Raw genomic sequence first — 16,216 nt, 5'->3', positions numbered from 1 at the left:
ACAACCCCTCAATGAATTTTTATTCGTAATTTTTGTATTTTTATTCGAATATGCGCCTGCGCGCAAGCCAAATTTTTCTGCGAAGCAAAGAAAACATTCAGAGAAGATATCGTTAACGCATGATTGTTTACCCTTTTAAGGATGACAGTTTATGCATCATTCGCTAAAGTTTTCGGTCAATTTGGACGTTATGAGAAGTTATTCGATATCTTTGCTCGGGAGAAGCATGTCGGGATCCAGTAAAGCATTAAGTCGTCGCCGCCTGCTACAAGGGGCCGGGGCAATGTGGTTGCTTAGCGTAAGTCAGGTAGGGCTTGCTGCCGTCAGTCAGGTCGTCGCGGTGCGTGTCTGGCCGGCATCGACCTATACACGCGTGACGGTCGAGTCCAACCGGGTACTTAACTATAAGCAATTCGCCCTGAATAACCCGGAGCGGGTGGTGGTGGATATCGAAGGGGTGAACCTCAATTCTGTTCTCAAAGGGATGAGTGCCCAGATCCGTGGCGACGATCCCTACATTAAGTCCGCGCGGGTCGGGCAGTTTGATCCGAAAACCGTGCGCATGGTGTTTGAACTCAAGCAGAACGTGAAGCCGCAGCTGTTTGCCCTGGCGCCGGTGGCCGGTTTCAAAGAGCGTCTGGTGATGGATCTCTATCCGGCCAACGCAACGGATATCCAGGATCCTCTGCTGGCGTTGCTGGAAGATTACAACAAAGGCGATCTCGATCGTCAGGTTCCGCCTGCGCAGAGTGGCCCGAAGCCGGGGAAAGCCGGGCGCGATCGCCCGATTGTGATCATGCTCGATCCGGGACACGGCGGGGAGGACTCCGGCGCGGTGGGCAAATACCGTACCCGGGAAAAAGATGTGGTGCTGCAGATCGCCCGTCGCCTGAAGGCGCTGATTGACAGGGAAGGCAACATGCGCGCCTATATGACGCGTAATGAAGACATCTTTATTCCGCTGAAGGTGCGCGTAGCGAAGGCGCAAAAGCAGCGCGCGGATCTGTTCATCTCTATCCATGCGGATGCCTTTACCAGCCGCCAGCCCAGCGGATCGTCGGTGTTTGCCCTTTCAACCAAAGGGGCAACCAGTACGGCGGCAAAACTGCTGGCAGATTCGCAAAACGCCTCTGACCTTATCGGCGGTGTCAGTAAGAGCGGCGATCGCTACGTCGACCACACCCTGTTTGATATGGTGCAGTCGCTGACCATTACCGACAGCCTGAAGTTTGGTAAAGCCGTGCTGGGTAGACTGGGCAGGGTTAATAAGCTGCATAAAAACAGCGTCGAGCAGGCCGGGTTTGCGGTGCTGAAAGCGCCGGATATCCCGTCGATACTGGTGGAAACGGCGTTTATCAGTAACGTGGAAGAGGAGCGCAAGCTCAAGACGGCCGCATTCCAGCAGGAAGTGGCGGAGTCGATACTGGCAGGGATTAAGGCCTATTTCTCGGATGGGGCGACGCTGGCGAGACGCGGATAATCAGGATGGCCGGGTTTACGCCCGGCAAAATGACAAACTGCAGATACAAAAAAACACCCGGAAGGGTGTTTATTGTTTTCAGAAGTGTTGGTTGCGGGGGCCGGATTTGAACCGACGACCTTCGGGTTATGAGCCCGACGAGCTACCAGGCTGCTCCACCCCGCGTCCGTCATTCTACTTTGTAGAATCTTACTTCTTTAAACTTGATTGGTTGCGGGGGCCGGATTTGAACCGACGACCTTCGGGTTATGAGCCCGACGAGCTACCAGGCTGCTCCACCCCGCGTCCGTCTTTCTACAGTCGTAGAAGATACTTCATCAAATTTTAATTGGTTGCGGGGGCCGGATTTGAACCGACGACCTTCGGGTTATGAGCCCGACGAGCTACCAGGCTGCTCCACCCCGCGTCCGTGGATGCGCACTATACTCGGATGACTTTTTGTTGCAACCCTTTTTCGTAAAAATCACCAAATTAGGTGTTGATTGTATGCTATGCCGACAGTTCGACTGTTTTTTGCGCAAAATTTGCGTGAGGGGAGGTAATCGCATTTCAATACCCTTGCCGGTTTGTTATCTTCGATGCGCAGAAACGGGCAACTAAAAGACGAGACATAATGAAAGGACGTTGGGCGAAGTATCTGATGACGGGCGCGATGGTAGCCATTCTGGCTGCCTGCTCCTCCAAACCGACCGATCGCGGTCAGCAATATAAAGACGGGAAACTGACCCAGCCTTTCTCTTTAGTGAATCAGCCGGATGCCGTGGGCGCGCCGATTAACGGCGGCGACTTCGCGGAACAGGTGAGCCAAATCCGCACCGCCTCGCCGCGGCTGTATGGCTCGCAGAACGCCGTCTATAACGCGGTGCAGGACTGGTTACGCGCCGGGGGCGATACCCGCACCATGCGCCAGTACGGCCTTGACGCCTGGCAAATGGAAGGCACCGACAACTACGGTAACGTCCAGTTTACCGGCTACTACACCCCGGTGGTGCAGGCGCGCCATACCGCGCAGGGTGAGTTCAAGTATCCTATCTACCGCATGCCGCCAAAACGTGGCCGCCTGCCGTCCCGCGCCGAGATCTATTCCGGTGCGCTGAGCGAAAATTACATCCTCGCCTACAGCAACTCGCTGATGGATAACTTCATTATGGATGTGCAGGGCAGTGGCTATATCGATTTTGGCGACGGCAGCCCGCTTAACTTCTTCAGCTACTCCGGCAAGAACGGCCATGCTTACCGCAGTATCGGTAAAGTGCTGATCGATCGCGGGGAAGTGAAACGCGAAGATATGTCGATGCAGGCGATCCGCGAGTGGGGCGAGAAGCACAGCGAATCTGAAGTGCGTGAACTGCTTGAGCAGAACCCATCCTTTGTCTTCTTTAAACCGCAGAACTTCGCTCCGGTGAAAGGGGCGAGTGCGGTACCGCTGATTGGTCGCGCATCGGTCGCCTCTGACAAGACGGTGATCCCGCCGGGTACCACGCTGTTAGCCGAAGTGCCAACGCTGGATCACAACGGGAAATTCTCCGGACAGTACGAGCTGCGTCTGATGGTCGCTCTGGACGTTGGCGGCGCAATCAAAGGCCAGCACTTCGACATCTATCAGGGGATCGGGCCTGATGCCGGTCACCGTGCGGGCTGGTATAACCACTACGGACGCGTGTGGGTGCTGAAACCTGCAGCAGGCGCGGGGAACGTGTTTAGCGGCTGAGTGTGGTAATATTGACGCCATGTTTTCCGGGGTGAGGGGCAACTCTCACCCTTTTTACATCTGAGGTCTTATGTCTGTGGTAATGAGCGAAGCCTGGCGCCAGCGTTTTGGTGGTACCGCGCGTTTATATGGTGAAAAAGCCCTGCAACTGTTTGCCGATGCGCACGTCTGCGTGGTCGGGATTGGCGGCGTTGGCTCATGGGCGGCGGAAGCGCTGGCACGAACCGGGATCGGCGCCATTACGCTTATCGACATGGATGATGTCTGCGTGACCAACACTAACCGGCAGATCCACGCCCTGCGCGACAGCGTCGGGCTGGCAAAATCCGAGGTGATGGCGGATCGTATTCGCCAGATCAACCCGGAATGCCGTGTCACCGTGATTGATGATTTCGTAACGGCCGATAACGTTGCCCAGTATATGGGCGCGGGTTACAGCTACGTGATTGACGCCATCGACAGCGTGCGCCCGAAAGCAGCGCTGATCGCCTGGTGTCGTCGCAATAAAGTGCCGCTGGTGACCACCGGTGGGGCGGGCGGACAGATCGACCCGACGCAAATTCAGGTCACCGACCTGGCGAAAACCATTCAGGATCCGCTGGCCGCCAAGCTGCGCGAGCGACTGAAAAGCGATTTTGGGGTGGTGAAAAACAGCAAAGGCAAGCTGGGCATAGACTGCGTTTTCTCCACGGAAGCGCTGGTTTACCCTCAGGCGGACGGCTCAGTCTGCGCCATGAAGAGCACCGCGGAAGGGCCAAAACGGATGGACTGCGCCTCCGGGTTTGGTGCGGCCACCATGGTGACCGCGACCTTTGGTTTTATCGCTGTGTCTCACGCCCTGAAAAAGATGATGGCGAAGGCAGAACGTCAGGCCTGACGCGCCGCCTCCAGCACCGCCTCACTTAGCGCAGTCAGCCCCTGGCTGCGCGAGGCGCTCAGCTGGCCACGTAACCCCAGCTCATCAAACAGCGCCAGCGGGCTTTCACTGAGGATCTGCGCGGCGCTTTTTCCCTCTATTGCTGTCAACAATACCGCCAGCAATCCGCGCACAATGCGGCCTTCGCTGTCGCCATAAAAATGCAGTTTATCCCCCACAGGCGTGACCCCAAGCCAGACGCGGTTCTCACAGCCGGGGATCTCTTTTGCCTGCGCTTTCAGCTCATCGGACAGCGCGGGGAGCTGTTTGCCCAGCAGGATCAGCTGGCGATATTTGTCTTCCCATTGGCTCAGCGGGGCGAAGGTCTGTTTTAACGTTTCGTCAGTGATGACGGTGCCGAACGGGTGTCCGGCCAGAGTTGGGCTTGTCATTCATCCACCAGTAAGGCAAGGGCGCGATCGACGGCGGCAACCAGGGCCTCGACATCGCTTTGGGTGTTATAGGGTGCAAACGAGACGCGCAGGGTACCCGGAACGCCAAGCGCTGCCAGCAGCGGCTGGGCGCAGTGCTGACCGGCGCGCAGGGCAATGCCGTATCCCGCCAGCAGCGTCACCATGTCGCTGTGATGCACCCCGGCAAAATCAAACGCCAGCAGGCTTGAATCCTGAACCCGGAAAGAGCGAAAACCGGGGCGTTTTTTCAGCGCTTCTTCCGCCAGCGTTGCCAGCCCGCGACTCCAGCTCTCTGCCTGCTGCAGATCGATATCCGCCAGCCACTCCAGCGCCGCGCTCAGGCCAATTACCCCGGCGACGTTGGGCGTCCCGGCCTCCAGGCGATACGGCACCGCCTGGGTTTGGAAGCCATCAAAGCTCACTTCGGTGATCATCTTGCCGCCGCCGAGCCACGGGGTCATCTGCTCCAGCAGCTCCGCTTTGCCGTACAGCGCGCCGATCCCGGTTGGCCCGTACAGCTTATGCCCGGAGAAAGCATAGAAATCGATATCCAGCTGCTGTACGTCTGCCGGGAAGTGCACTACACCCTGCGCGCCATCAACCATCACCACCATGTCGTTGGCATGGGCAATCTCAATAGCGCGGGCCAGATCCGGACAGCCGCCGGTGACGTTGGACATCTGCCCCAGCGCGAGAATACGGCTGCGAGGAGTGATCACATCGGGCAAGCGGGCGATATCCGCCACCCAATCCGCGCCCAGGGGTAACTTCACTACCCGGGCGCCGGTCTGCTCAGCCACCATCAGCCAGGGCACCAGATTGGCATGATGCTCCGCCTCGCTGACGATAATCTCGTCCCCCGGCTGCAGACGTGGACGGGCGTAGCACTGCGCCACCATGTTGATGGCTTCGGTGGTGCCGCGGGTCCAGACAATGTTTTTACCGCTTTCGGCATTAAGCAGCTGCGCAACCTGATCGCGGGCCGCTTCATAGCGCGCGGTTAAGCGTTGTGCCTCGGCGTACTGGCTGCGATGCACATTGCCTGCGCTCAGGCTGTAAAACTGGTGGGTGGCATCGATCACCGCCTGAGGCTTGAGGGCCGTCGCGGCGCTATCGAGATAGACACCGGCATCGGCCAGCGCCGGAAACTGCGCGCGAAAATGGGCAGGGCTGAATGCGTTCATGGAATTCCTCTTTATCATGAAGAGATCGTCGCGCAAATTCAGCGGCAGGGCAAGAAGGTTGATCTCTATCGGATTTGTCTGTTTATCCTGGCGTAACAGACGAAGCAGGTTATGCTGAAATAGTGTCAGGAAGATGTTTTAGCCTGTTCTGAAACATGGTTTAGATAGCATTAATTGCTAAAGGAGAAGAAGATGAAAAAGACTGTCGCAATTGTTTCTGCCTGTATGCTGACTTTCGCCCTGAGCGCCTGTTCCGGTAATAACTACGTTATGCATACCAATGATGGCCGTTCAATCGTGTCCGACGGTAAGCCACAAACCGATAATGACACCGGTATGATCTCGTATAAGGATGCCAACGGGAACAAACAGCAAATCAACCGTGGTGATGTGAAAGAGATGGTTGAGCTGGATAACTAACGGAATTGCAGACAAAAAAAAGCACCGCAATTGGGCGGTGCTACATTAATCACTATGGACAGACAGGGTAAATGTACAGGAAGTGAAAAATTGGTAGCGTTGCTACCGGGGTCTGAATCGCAGACCAATTGCAAACACAACAACACAACATCACAACCGTAAGCCAAAAGCCCTTCAGAACACGCATTCCAAAAAAACTTTTCGTTCCGGCTCAGGAAGTGCCGCCACTATAGGTATTTGCTGGTAGTTCCTCAACGGACAATTTATAATGGCTCAGATAAAAAAAACTAATAGGTTAAACGTTGTTTCCTGTTTGTTAAAAGCCGTTAACATCTAAGCCAGATAACCATGTCCAAGCGATTACCACCTCTTAATGCATTACGTGTATTTGACGCTGCCGCCCGCCATTTAAGTTTCACGCGCGCGGCCGATGAGCTTTTTGTGACGCAGGCCGCAGTAAGTCATCAAATCAAGTCCCTTGAGGATTTTCTGGGCCTCAAGCTGTTCCGCCGCCGCAACCGTTCCCTGCTTCTGACGGAAGAGGGGCAGAGCTATTTTCAGGATATTAAAGAGATCTTCTCCCAGTTGACGGAGGCGACCCGTAAGCTGCAGGCGCGCAGTGCCAAAGGGGCACTGACGGTCAGTTTATTGCCCAGTTTTGCCATTCAGTGGCTGGTGCCGAGACTCTCAAGCTTTAACTCAGCTTATCCGGGGATTGATGTCCGAATCCAGGCTGTCGACCGTCAGGAAGACAAGCTGGCGGACGATGTCGACGTGGCAATTTTCTATGGTCGCGGCAACTGGCCAGGCCTGCGTGTCGAAAAATTGTACGCGGAGTATTTGCTGCCGGTCTGCTCACCACTACTCTTAACAGGCGAAAAAGCGTTAAAAGCACCGGAGAATCTGGCGCAGCATACGCTTTTGCATGATGCTTCTCGCCGCGACTGGCAAACTTATACCCGCCAGCTTGGTCTTAACCATATTAATGTGCAGCAGGGCCCCATCTTCAGCCACAGTGCGATGGTGTTACAGGCTGCCATCCACGGACAGGGCGTGGCGTTGGCAAACAACGTCATGGCGCAGTCCGAAATTGAGGCCGGCCGCCTGGTCTGCCCCTTTAATGATGTTCTGGTCAGTAAGAATGCTTTTTATCTGGTTTGTCATGACAGTCAGGCAGAACTGGGTAAAATAGCCGCGTTTCGCCAGTGGATCCTGGCAAAGGCGGCCAACGAGCAAGAAAAATTCCGCTTTCGGTACGAGTAACACTTTCTTTTGCGCGCAGGACGCGCATAACTTCAGGACAGAAACATGACCAGCCGTTTTATGCTGATTTTTGCCGCGGTGAGTGGCTTTATTTTTGTTGCCCTGGGCGCTTTTGGCGCACATGTCTTACGCAAATCACTGGGTGTGGTGGAGATGGGTTGGATCCACACCGGTCTGGAATATCAGGCGTTTCACACCCTGGCGATTTTCGGATTAGCCGTGGCGATGCAACGCCGTATCAGTATCTGGTTTTACTGGAGCAGCGTATTTATGGCGCTGGGTACCGTGCTGTTCAGCGGTAGCCTGTACTGCCTTGCGCTGTCGCATTTACGCCTGTGGGCGTTTGTTACCCCGGTCGGCGGCGTCAGCTTCCTGGTCGGGTGGGTATTAATGTTAATCGGTTCGTTCCGTCTGAAACGCAAGGGCGTTGTTCATGAATAAAGTTGTCTTATATTGTCGCCCGGGCTTTGAAAAAGAGTGTGCCGCGGAGATCACTGATAAAGCCGCGAAGCGCGAGGTGTTTGGTTTTGCCCGCGTGAAAGAGAATTCGGGCTATGTTGTTTTCGAGTGCTATCAGGCTGATGACGCGGAAAAACTGGTTCGCGACTTGCCGTTCAGCTCGCTGATTTTTGCCCGTCAGATGTTTGTTGCGGGTGAACTGCTGAAAGATCTGCCGCCTGAAGATCGCATTTCGCCGATTGTTGGCATGCTGCAGGGCGTGGTGGAGAAGGGTGGCGATCTGCGCGTTGAAGTTGCGGACACCAACGAAAGCAAAGAGCTGATGAAGTTCTGCCGTAAGTTCACCGTGCCGCTGCGCGCGGCACTGCGTGAGGCGGGCGTGTTGACTAACTACGAGACGCCAAAACGTCCCGTGGTCCACATCTTCTTTATCGCCCCTGGCTGCTGCTATACCGGTTATTCGTACACTACCAATAACTCGCCGTTCTTTATGGGCATCCCCCGTCTGCGGTTCCCGGCTGATGCCCCAAGCCGCTCAACGCTGAAGCTTGAAGAGGCGTTTCACGTCTTTATTCCCGCTGATGAGTGGGACGAACGCCTGGCAAACGGTATGTATGCGGTCGATCTCGGTGCCTGTCCGGGCGGCTGGACCTATCAGCTGGTGAAGCGCAACATGTGGGTTTCCTCTGTCGACAACGGCCCGATGGCGCAAAGCCTGATGGATACCGGGCAGGTGACCTGGCTGCGTGAAGATGGTTTCCGCTATCGCCCAACCCGCAACAACATCTCGTGGATGGTGTGCGACATGGTAGAGAAGCCGGCGAAAGTGGCGGCCCTGATGGCCTCCTGGCTGGTGAACGGCTGGTGTCGTGAGACCATTTTTAACCTCAAGCTGCCGATGAAAAAGCGCTATGAGGAGGTCTCTCAGAACCTGGCCTACATTCAGGAGCAGATGGATGAACACGGTATTAACGTGGTGATTCAGGCGCGCCAGCTGTACCACGATCGTGAAGAAGTCACCGTGCATATCCGCCGCTGGTGGGCTGCCGTCGGTGGGCGTCGCGACGAGAGATAATTCTGACCCTCTCCCCATAGGGGAGAGGGAAAGTTAACGATCCAACCGTAGCTGCTGCAAATTCCCGTCTAACTGTAAATCGGTCTGCAACCGCGCCACGTCGCGGCAAATAAACGCCATCTCTTTATGCGCTTCCAGCTTTTTGCGCCACTTTTCCGGCACCTCATCCAGACGGGCGTAAATACCCTCCAGATCCTGAAAATCAGTTAGCAGCTGGGCCGCGCTTTTCGGGCCAATGCCTGCCACACCCGGCACTTTTGAGCTGCTGATCCCCGCCAGACCCCAGTAATCCGGTAGCTGCTGCGGCGAGACGCCAAACTCACTGGCGATAAAGGGGGCATCCAGCCAGCGTTTCTGGAAATAGTCGCGGATGCGAATAGTGGGGGAGAGCAGCTGACAGTAGCCCTTGTCCGTCGAGACAATGGTGGCCTGATGCCCGGCGCTGGCGACTTTTACCGCCAGGGTGGCGGCCAGATCGTCAGCTTCGTTGCCCTCGGCGCCCCAGCAGGGAACCCCGCTCTGTTCAAAGGCGGCGCGGATGGTGGGCATTTCTGCGTGCAGGTCATCCGGCATCGGCGCACGCCCGGCCTTGTAATCCGGCAGGCGCTGATGCCGCCAGCCGCTGTTACGGGCTTCATCGTCAAACACGGCGACCACGTGGCTGGGCTGGCTGTGGCGGATAAGCTGCTCCAGCGCATGCAGGCAGGTATCCTTGCAGGGCGTACCCTGAACCGCGTGGATGCGCCGGATAAGGTTGAGCGCATCGACAATAAGCAAATGAACGGCCACAGATTTTCTCCCTTCTGTTCAGTCAAATAAGGGTAACACTGTCGGCGGGGGGAAACTACGCGTGGCGGGGCGTTCGGGAAGGAGCCTCGCAAAACGAGGCTCCTTTTTGGACTTAATCGCAGGTGACAATCTTCATCGCCAGACCGCCGCGAGAGGTTTCGCGGTATTTGGCGTTCATGTCTTTCCCGGTCTCATACATGGTTTCGATCACTTTATCGAGGCAGACGCGCGGCTCGCTGGTACGACGCAGCGCCATACGCGCGGCGTTGACCGCCTTCACGGAAGCAATCGCGTTACGCTCGATGCACGGCACCTGCACCTGACCGGCAACCGGATCGCAGGTCAGACCGAGGTTGTGCTCCATCCCGATCTCTGCGGCAATACAGACCTGCGTCGGGCTTCCGCCCAGCAGCTCCGCGAGTCCCGCCGCCGCCATTGAGCAGGCCACGCCCACTTCACCCTGGCAGCCCACTTCCGCGCCGGAGATGGAGGCGTTCATCTTGTACAGCGAGCCAATGGCGCTGGTGACCAGCAGATAGCGAGCCAGCGAGTTAGCATTCACTTCGCGGATGAACTTGTCGTAATAAGCCAGCACCGCCGGAACGATACCGCAGGCACCGTTGGTTGGCGCGGTGACAACGCGGCCACCCGCGGCATTCTCTTCGTTCACCGCCAGTGCGAACATGTTGATCCAATCCACCACCGCCATCGGGTCGCTGGTGGTTTTGTCACTGCTCACCAGCATGCGGCGCAGGGCGGCAGCCCGACGCGGAACGCGCAGTTTGCCCGGCAGAACGCCCTCGGTAGTAATACCGCGTTCAATACCGCCACGCATCACTTCCCAGACGTTGGCAAAGTGCTGTTCCAGCTCCGCTTTGCTGTGCAATGCCAGCTCGTTTTGCATCATCAGGCCAGAGAGTGACAGACCGCTCTCCTGGCAATGGCGCTGCAGATCGGCCGCCGATTTGTACGGATAAGGAACCGCCACAGGCGCGCTATCGCTCTGGCCAAAATGTTCTTCGTCGACGATAAAACCGCCGCCGATGGAGTAATAGGTTTGGCTGTAAATCGCCTTGTCGCCTGCCAGAGCAGTGATCCGCATACCGTTTTCGTGCAGCGACAGGTTGTCGGCATGGAAATTCATGCAGCGATCAACCGGGAACTCAACTTCGTGTTCACCCTTCGCCAGCAGCAACCGGCTGTGGGTGTTAACGTCCTGGATAAAGGCCGGGATGGCGTCAATATCAACGCTATCCGGCAGGTTGCCCGCCAGGCCCATAATAATGGCGATATCGGTATGGTGCCCTTTGCCGGTCAGCGACAGGGAGCCGTAAACATCCACCACCACGCGGGTCGTGTCGTGCAGCATTCCGCGCGCAATAAGATCGTCCGTGAACTGTTTACCGGCTTTCATCGGCCCGACGGTGTGCGAGCTGGATGGACCAATACCAATTTTGAAAATATCGAAAACGCTAATCATGATGCGTCCGTTGCTACGTCTTGGGAGAAGAGTGCGCCGTCCGAAGACGGCGCGGGAGGAATTAAGCGAACAGCGAGAAGAAGATAGCGGAGATAGCAATCAGACCCATAATCACAACGAAGACGTTGCTGATCTGGCCGCTGTATTTACGCATCGCTGGCACTTTCTGAATCGCGTACATCGGCATCAGGAACAGGATCATCGCGATAATCGGGCCGCCCAGGGTTTCGATCATCCCAAGGATGCTCGGGTTCATGGTGGCAACCGCCCAGGTGGTCAGCAGCATGAACAGCGCAGTGATCTTGTTCAGCTTGTTGATTTCAATGCTCTTGCCTTTACCGCGCAGCGATTTAATCACCATGCCGTTAAAGCCTTCACGTGCGCCCAGGTAGTGGCCGAGGAAGGATTTGGTAATCGCGATAATGGCGATGATTGGCGCCATCCAGGCAATGACTGGTGCGTTAAAGTGGTTCGCCAGGTAAGAGAGAATCGAGATGTTCTGTGCTTTTGCTGCTGCCAGATCCGCCGGCGCGAGGCTCAGTACGCAGCTGAAGACGAAGAACATCACGGTGATAACCATCATCACGTGAGCGCGAGCCAGGATGCTGGAACACTTCTTCTCGGCACCCTGACCGTACTCTTCACGCTTCGCCACGGCGAAGGAGGAGATGATCGGGGAGTGGTTGAAGGAGAAGACCATGACCGGAATGGCCAGCCACAGGGTCATCCACAGGCCGTTGCCGGTAGCAGATGCGCTGCTCAGGGAGAGGGTTTCCAGCGCTGCCCCGTTCCACTGTGGGATCAGGTAGCAGGCCAGCACCATCAGAGCGATAACGAACGGGAACACCAGCACGCTCATCGCCTTCACAATCATCTGCTCACCGAAGCGCACGATGGTCATCATGCCGACGATCAGGATCAGCGACAGAATAGCGCGCGGCGGCGGGGTCATGCCCAGCTGATGAGTCATGAAGCTGTCCACGGTGTTGGTGATCGCCACGCTATAAACCAACAGGATTGGGTAGATCGCAAAGAAGTAGAGCAGGGTAATCAGTTTACCAGCGCCAATACCGAAATGTTCTTCAACAACTTCGGTGATGTCTTCGCCCGGGTTTTTACCAGAAAGCACAAAACGGGTCAGGCCGCGGTGTGCAAAGTAGGTCATCGGGAAGGCAATGATCGCCATGATGATCAGCGGAATTAAGCCGCCCACACCTGCGTTAATAGGAAGGAAAAGAACACCAGCGCCGATTGCTGTGCCGTACAGGCCAAGCATCCACATGGTATCTGTTTTACGCCATCCACTTCGGGTTTCAATCGAAGCAACGGTGCTGGTTTGAGTGGTTTCCATCTGTGTCTCCAGGAGTAGCTAATGTCAGGTTTCTGGTCAAATTCAGTGCAAAAAGGGCTAATCGTAATATGAAATTCGCTCAGTGACGGTTTTTATATAATTTTTCTCCGTAACTATCGGCGGGCGGAAAGATACATTTTAGTAATGGATCTATCAGTGATCCCGATCTCAAATGCGATAATCCACTTATGATGTGGGTATCTTTAGACCATTTATCTGCTAATAAAACAGCATGACGAATTTCTGGGCGCGAAGGCTACCATTAACGATATGTGGCGAGATAGATCCCCCAGTAAGATAGGAGCCTTACGCTGTAAAAGTGTCGGTTTAGAGGATTTTTTCGTGCTTTATGGCATTTGCGGCTGATAAATCACGCTCTGGCCAGGAACGTAATCGTTTGCGTTGCGTTATGAAATAGCAAAAAGATAAGTAATAGTGATATTGCAGGCCAGGCCATGTCGCTGAAGGCAATAAAAAAGCCGGGAGGCGAAGGGCCATTCCCGGCGGGATAGGGTGCCCGGCATGCGCGCCGGGCAAGGCGTTACGCTGAGATCTCGTAACAGGGGATATAGGCAGAGCCTGGAAGCTTCATACGGTGCTGGGCGACGAAGCCCTGCAGCAGATCGTCCATGCGGCGCATCATGTCGCGGTCGCCATGAATTTTATACGGCCCAAACTCTTCGATGGCCTGGATACCCACCTCCTTCACGTTACCCGCCACGATGCCCGAGAAGGCGCGACGCAGATCGGCGGCCAGCACTTCAACCGGCTGATCGGGATAGAGTTTCAGGTTGGCCATGTTTTCATGCGACGGCTCAAACGGGATCTGCAGATCCGGCGAAATGCGGATCGACCAGTTAAAGCTATAGGCATCCCCGGTATCGCGACGGTTCTCTTTCACCAGCGGCATCGCCTTTTTCATCAGGCGCGCCACTTCGGCGGCGTCATCGATGATGATGCGATAGTGACGGCGAGCCGCCTCGCCCAGGGTATGGACGATGAACTCATCCAGCACGCGGAAGTAGTCTGCACTCTCTTTCGGCCCGGTCAGGATCAGCGGCAGGACCTGGTCCTGGTTAGCCGGATGCATCAGAATGCCCAGCAGATAGAGCAGCTCTTCTGCCGTCCCTACGCCGCCCGGGAAGATGATGATCCCGTGCGCGATACGGACAAACGCCTCAAGACGTTTCTCGATGTCCGGCATGATGATCAGTTCGTTGACCAGCGGATTCGGCGGCTCAGCGGCAATAATCGACGGCTCGGTCATGCCGATAAAACGGCCCTCTTTGTAGCGCTGCTGAGCATGCCCCACCGCGGCGCCCTTCATCGGCGCTTCCATCGCCCCCGGACCGCAGCCGGTGCAGATGTTCAGCTCGCGCAGCCCCAGCTGGGTGCCGACACGACGGGCGTAGAGGTATTCGGTTTCGTTAATGGAGTGACCCCCCCAGCACACCACCATGCTCGGGGCTTCGCCCACGTGCAGGGCACGGGCGTTACGCAGAATGGAGAACACCAGGTTGGTGATATGGGCCGAGCTTTCGAGGTTCAGATGCTGGAAACGACCGGCGTTACTGATCTGGCCATTCACAAACAGGATATCGCGCAGGACAGCAAACAGGTTGGCCTGCAGTGCGCGAATGATGCGCCCGTCAACAAAGGCATCTTCCGGTGGGTTAATCAGCTCCAGCTTCACGCCACGTTCACGGCGCAGAACGTTAATATCAAAGCTTTCAAAGCGGGACAGCAACTCTTTGCTGTTGTCGGTCAGGCTACCGGAGTTCAGAACGGCAAGTGAACAGTTGCGAAACAGTTGATAAAGATCGCTGCTGGCCGTGCTCTTGAGCATGTCCACTTCCAGCTGCGACAACATATCCATTGAGCCAAGCGGGCTTATATGTGTAATCAAGTGAGCTCCTTACGGGACGTTTATCGTCTTTCCCTGCTGATTACAATAGCCCTGGCTTATGACCTTTCACAACCCAAAGCGCGGAACGGACCGCGCATATTGTGAATTTATTTATCTTACTGACGGACTAAACGACCGATCGCCGGAACAAAATCGGTGTTGCTGCGCCACGGATTGATATCCAGCCCACCGCGGCGGGTATAGCGGGCGTAGACGCTCAGCGCTTCTGGCTGGCAGAAATGCAGAATGTCGTTGAAGATGCGCTCCACGCACTGCTCATGAAACTCATTGTGGTTTCGGAAGGAGACCAGGTAGCGCAGGAGCTTCTCACGATCGATTTTAGCGCCGCGATACTGGATCTGAACCGAACCCCAGTCAGGCTGGTGAGTGATAAGGCAGTTGGATTTCAGCAGGTGGCTGACCAGCGTTTCTTTAACCACGTTGCCGCTGGCACTATTTTCCAGCCAGGCGGTATCAAACTGGTAGGTGTCGATCTCAATATCCTGCTCGTCAATGCAGGTCCCGTGGAAGTGGGCGATTGGCTGACCTTCCAGCTCGTCGATGCGGTAGAGGGCGACGGTCACTTTCCCCTGCGCGCAGGCGCTTAAGTCACGTTCCAGCGTGCGCTGCACCGCGTCCCAGCTGTCAAAGCGGGTCTGATTGAAGCTGTTGAGGTAGAGCTTAAAGCTTTTGGACTCCACCAGGTTGACGCTGGTGTAATCCAGCTCAACGTGACCCACCGCCACCTGGGGTAAACCCCGGGCGTTGAGCCAGGAGAGCTCATACAGCGTCCAGATATCGCCGCCGTGGAAGGGCAGGTTATCGGCTTTCAGCCCGAGTGGATCGCGGTTAAGACTGCGCGGCACGCCCTGTAACAGGCTGGCGTCGTAGATATCGCGGTAGGCGGTGGTTTTGCCCAGGGTTAAGCCCGATAAGGCATCATGATTTTCGTAAGACATGTTTCATTGTCACTTTGCAGGTAAACTATGCGACTGAGTGTATCCTGGCTTATATGAAGAGAGAAACCGGTGGATAAAGAGACTGCAGCGGCCTTAACCGCGTTTACGGCACGTTACTGTGACGCCTGGCATGAACAGAACGCGTCATGGCCTCAAAGCGAGGCGCTGTATGGCGTCCCCTCTCCCTGTATTATCACCTCTTCCGGGGATACCGTGACCTGGCAGCCCCAGCCGTTTACCGCTGAGCAGAATGTAAATGCCGTTGAACGCGCCATGGACATTGTGGTACAACCTGCGGTCCACGCGTTCTATACCACACAGTTTGCCGGGGATATGTGCGCTCGCTTTGATAACGAGATGCTGACTCTGCTGCAAACCTGGAGTGAAGACGATCTGCAGCGCGTGCAGGAGAACCTGATTGGGCACCTTGTGACCCAGAAGCGCCTGAAGCTATCGCCAACGCTATTCATCGCCACGCTGGAGAGTGAAATGGATATTCTCTCTGTCTGCAACCTTACGGGGAACGTGGTAAAAGAGACGCTGGGCACGCAAAAACGCCAGATCCTGGCCGCTTCCCTTACGGATTTCCTCAATAATCTTCATCCCGTCGTGTAATCCTTCGTACTACAGCGTGTGTGAGAGATCTCTTACAAAGCTTGTAAGAGATCACCGTAACATCGCACGCACTCAACCTGATATTCTTTCAATAAATCCATTTATTATCAGCATTTTGAATGCGTTCTTGATAGTAATAAGTTGCAACAACTCTTTAATTTGACTTACGCAGTGCCTTGTAAGACGAAGCGGAAT

At 55.6% G+C, this 16,216-nt stretch carries 15 protein-coding genes and 3 tRNA genes; 8 read left to right on the top strand and 10 right to left on the bottom strand.

The window, feature by feature from the left end:
• The first annotated feature begins 226 nt into the window (after window positions 1–226).
• Window positions 227–1,480, top strand: coding sequence for an N-acetylmuramoyl-L-alanine amidase AmiC (gene amiC, locus SOM40_RS18995; RefSeq protein WP_320530552.1), 1,254 nt, complete (start codon window positions 227–229; stop codon window positions 1,478–1,480).
• A gap of 88 nt (window positions 1,481–1,568) precedes the next feature.
• On the opposite strand, the gene SOM40_RS18990 is transcribed toward amiC, so the two are convergent.
• From SOM40_RS18990 to SOM40_RS18980, 3 genes are all read right to left on the bottom strand, one after another.
• A tRNA-Met gene (locus tag SOM40_RS18990) sits at window positions 1,569–1,645 on the bottom strand.
• Window positions 1,646–1,688: 43 nt separating this feature from the next.
• Window positions 1,689–1,765, bottom strand: a tRNA-Met gene (locus SOM40_RS18985).
• Between the two features lie 44 nt (window positions 1,766–1,809).
• A tRNA-Met gene (locus SOM40_RS18980) sits at window positions 1,810–1,886 on the bottom strand.
• 207 nt (window positions 1,887–2,093) lie between these two features.
• On the opposite strand from SOM40_RS18980, the gene mltA reads away from it, so the two are divergent.
• Both mltA and tcdA read left to right on the top strand, forming a co-directional pair.
• Window positions 2,094–3,191, top strand: coding sequence for a murein transglycosylase A (gene mltA, locus SOM40_RS18975; RefSeq protein WP_106994437.1), 1,098 nt, complete (start codon window positions 2,094–2,096; stop codon window positions 3,189–3,191).
• Between the two features lie 70 nt (window positions 3,192–3,261).
• A complete protein-coding gene (tcdA, locus tag SOM40_RS18970; RefSeq protein ID WP_106994438.1) occupies window positions 3,262–4,068 on the top strand; it encodes a tRNA cyclic N6-threonylcarbamoyladenosine(37) synthase TcdA in 807 nt (268 codons plus the stop codon).
• Here the strand turns inward: tcdA and csdE are convergent.
• Window positions 4,059–4,499: a cysteine desulfurase sulfur acceptor subunit CsdE gene (gene csdE / locus SOM40_RS18965; protein WP_166183799.1), complete on the bottom strand. Its 441-nt coding sequence runs from the start codon at window positions 4,497–4,499 to the stop codon at window positions 4,059–4,061. The two genes, tcdA and csdE, sit on opposite strands and share 10 nt — an antisense overlap.
• Entirely contained in the window at window positions 4,496–5,704 is a 1,209-nt protein-coding gene (gene csdA / locus SOM40_RS18960; RefSeq protein WP_106994440.1) for a cysteine desulfurase CsdA, read from the bottom strand. Before csdA ends, csdE begins: the two co-directional genes overlap by 4 nt.
• A 192-nt stretch (window positions 5,705–5,896) precedes the next feature.
• Here csdA and SOM40_RS18955 point away from each other — a divergent pair, with 192 nt between their 5' ends.
• The 4 genes from SOM40_RS18955 to rlmM all read left to right on the top strand — a co-directional run bounded on the left by SOM40_RS18955 (window position 5,897) and on the right by rlmM (window position 8,921).
• Window positions 5,897–6,124, top strand: a complete 228-nt coding sequence (locus SOM40_RS18955) for a YgdI/YgdR family lipoprotein (protein ID WP_320530551.1) — start codon at window positions 5,897–5,899, stop codon at window positions 6,122–6,124.
• 348 nt (window positions 6,125–6,472) lie between these two features.
• A complete protein-coding gene (gene gcvA / locus SOM40_RS18950) occupies window positions 6,473–7,387 on the top strand; it encodes a glycine cleavage system transcriptional regulator GcvA (protein ID WP_039029917.1) in 915 nt (304 codons plus the stop codon).
• 45 nt (window positions 7,388–7,432) lie between these two features.
• The gene (locus SOM40_RS18945) at window positions 7,433–7,828 is read left to right on the top strand and encodes a DUF423 domain-containing protein (protein ID WP_039029918.1); all 396 of its coding nucleotides are present in this window, start codon (window positions 7,433–7,435) and stop codon (window positions 7,826–7,828) included.
• Window positions 7,821–8,921, top strand: coding sequence for a 23S rRNA (cytidine(2498)-2'-O)-methyltransferase RlmM (gene rlmM / locus SOM40_RS18940; RefSeq protein WP_166183794.1), 1,101 nt, complete (start codon window positions 7,821–7,823; stop codon window positions 8,919–8,921). The genes SOM40_RS18945 and rlmM overlap by 8 nt, the downstream gene beginning before the upstream one ends.
• 33 nt (window positions 8,922–8,954) lie before the next feature.
• On the opposite strand, the gene xni is transcribed toward rlmM, so the two are convergent.
• The 5 genes from xni to queF all read right to left on the bottom strand — a co-directional run bounded on the left by xni (window position 8,955) and on the right by queF (window position 15,406).
• The gene (gene xni, locus SOM40_RS18935; RefSeq protein ID WP_320530550.1) at window positions 8,955–9,710 is read right to left on the bottom strand and encodes a flap endonuclease Xni; all 756 of its coding nucleotides are present in this window, start codon (window positions 9,708–9,710) and stop codon (window positions 8,955–8,957) included.
• 112 nt (window positions 9,711–9,822) lie between these two features.
• On the bottom strand, window positions 9,823–11,190 hold the full coding sequence (locus SOM40_RS18930) for an L-serine ammonia-lyase (RefSeq protein WP_261645010.1): 1,368 nt from the start codon (window positions 11,188–11,190) through the stop codon (window positions 9,823–9,825).
• Between the two features lie 61 nt (window positions 11,191–11,251).
• The gene (locus SOM40_RS18925) at window positions 11,252–12,541 is read right to left on the bottom strand and encodes an HAAAP family serine/threonine permease (protein WP_106994445.1); all 1,290 of its coding nucleotides are present in this window, start codon (window positions 12,539–12,541) and stop codon (window positions 11,252–11,254) included.
• A 541-nt stretch (window positions 12,542–13,082) separates the two neighbouring features.
• Window positions 13,083–14,447 carry a nucleotide 5'-monophosphate nucleosidase PpnN gene (gene ppnN, locus SOM40_RS18920; RefSeq protein WP_106994446.1) on the bottom strand — a complete coding sequence of 455 codons (1,365 nt, stop codon included), beginning with the start codon at window positions 14,445–14,447 and terminating at the stop codon, window positions 13,083–13,085.
• Window positions 14,448–14,563: 116 nt separating this feature from the next.
• Entirely contained in the window at window positions 14,564–15,406 is an 843-nt protein-coding gene (queF, locus tag SOM40_RS18915) for an NADPH-dependent 7-cyano-7-deazaguanine reductase QueF (RefSeq protein WP_106994447.1), read from the bottom strand.
• A gap of 69 nt (window positions 15,407–15,475) precedes the next feature.
• Between queF and syd the strand changes: the two genes are divergently transcribed.
• A complete protein-coding gene (syd, locus tag SOM40_RS18910; RefSeq protein ID WP_106994448.1) occupies window positions 15,476–16,021 on the top strand; it encodes a SecY-interacting protein in 546 nt (181 codons plus the stop codon).
• Window positions 16,022–16,216: the final 195 nt, after the last annotated feature.

The organism is Leclercia sp. CFBP8987, from assembly GCF_034044995.2.
Lineage (GTDB): Bacteria > Pseudomonadota > Gammaproteobacteria > Enterobacterales > Enterobacteriaceae > Enterobacter > Enterobacter tamurae.
This window is presented reverse-complemented; position numbering and strand designations above follow the sequence as displayed.

Coding starts and splice junctions, on each gene's coding strand:
- amiC (WP_320530552.1), top strand. CDS start 227: ATGTCGGGATCCAGTAAAGCATTAAGTCGTCGCCGCCTGCTACAAGGG.
- mltA (WP_106994437.1), top strand. CDS start 2,094: ATGAAAGGACGTTGGGCGAAGTATCTGATGACGGGCGCGATGGTAGCC.
- tcdA (WP_106994438.1), top strand. CDS start 3,262: ATGTCTGTGGTAATGAGCGAAGCCTGGCGCCAGCGTTTTGGTGGTACC.
- csdE (WP_166183799.1), bottom strand. CDS start 4,499: ATGACAAGCCCAACTCTGGCCGGACACCCGTTCGGCACCGTCATCACT.
- csdA (WP_106994440.1), bottom strand. CDS start 5,704: ATGAACGCATTCAGCCCTGCCCATTTTCGCGCGCAGTTTCCGGCGCTG.
- SOM40_RS18955 (WP_320530551.1), top strand. CDS start 5,897: ATGAAAAAGACTGTCGCAATTGTTTCTGCCTGTATGCTGACTTTCGCC.
- gcvA (WP_039029917.1), top strand. CDS start 6,473: ATGTCCAAGCGATTACCACCTCTTAATGCATTACGTGTATTTGACGCT.
- SOM40_RS18945 (WP_039029918.1), top strand. CDS start 7,433: ATGACCAGCCGTTTTATGCTGATTTTTGCCGCGGTGAGTGGCTTTATT.
- rlmM (WP_166183794.1), top strand. CDS start 7,821: ATGAATAAAGTTGTCTTATATTGTCGCCCGGGCTTTGAAAAAGAGTGT.
- SOM40_RS18930 (WP_261645010.1), bottom strand. CDS start 11,190: ATGATTAGCGTTTTCGATATTTTCAAAATTGGTATTGGTCCATCCAGC.
- SOM40_RS18925 (WP_106994445.1), bottom strand. CDS start 12,541: ATGGAAACCACTCAAACCAGCACCGTTGCTTCGATTGAAACCCGAAGT.
- queF (WP_106994447.1), bottom strand. CDS start 15,406: ATGTCTTACGAAAATCATGATGCCTTATCGGGCTTAACCCTGGGCAAA.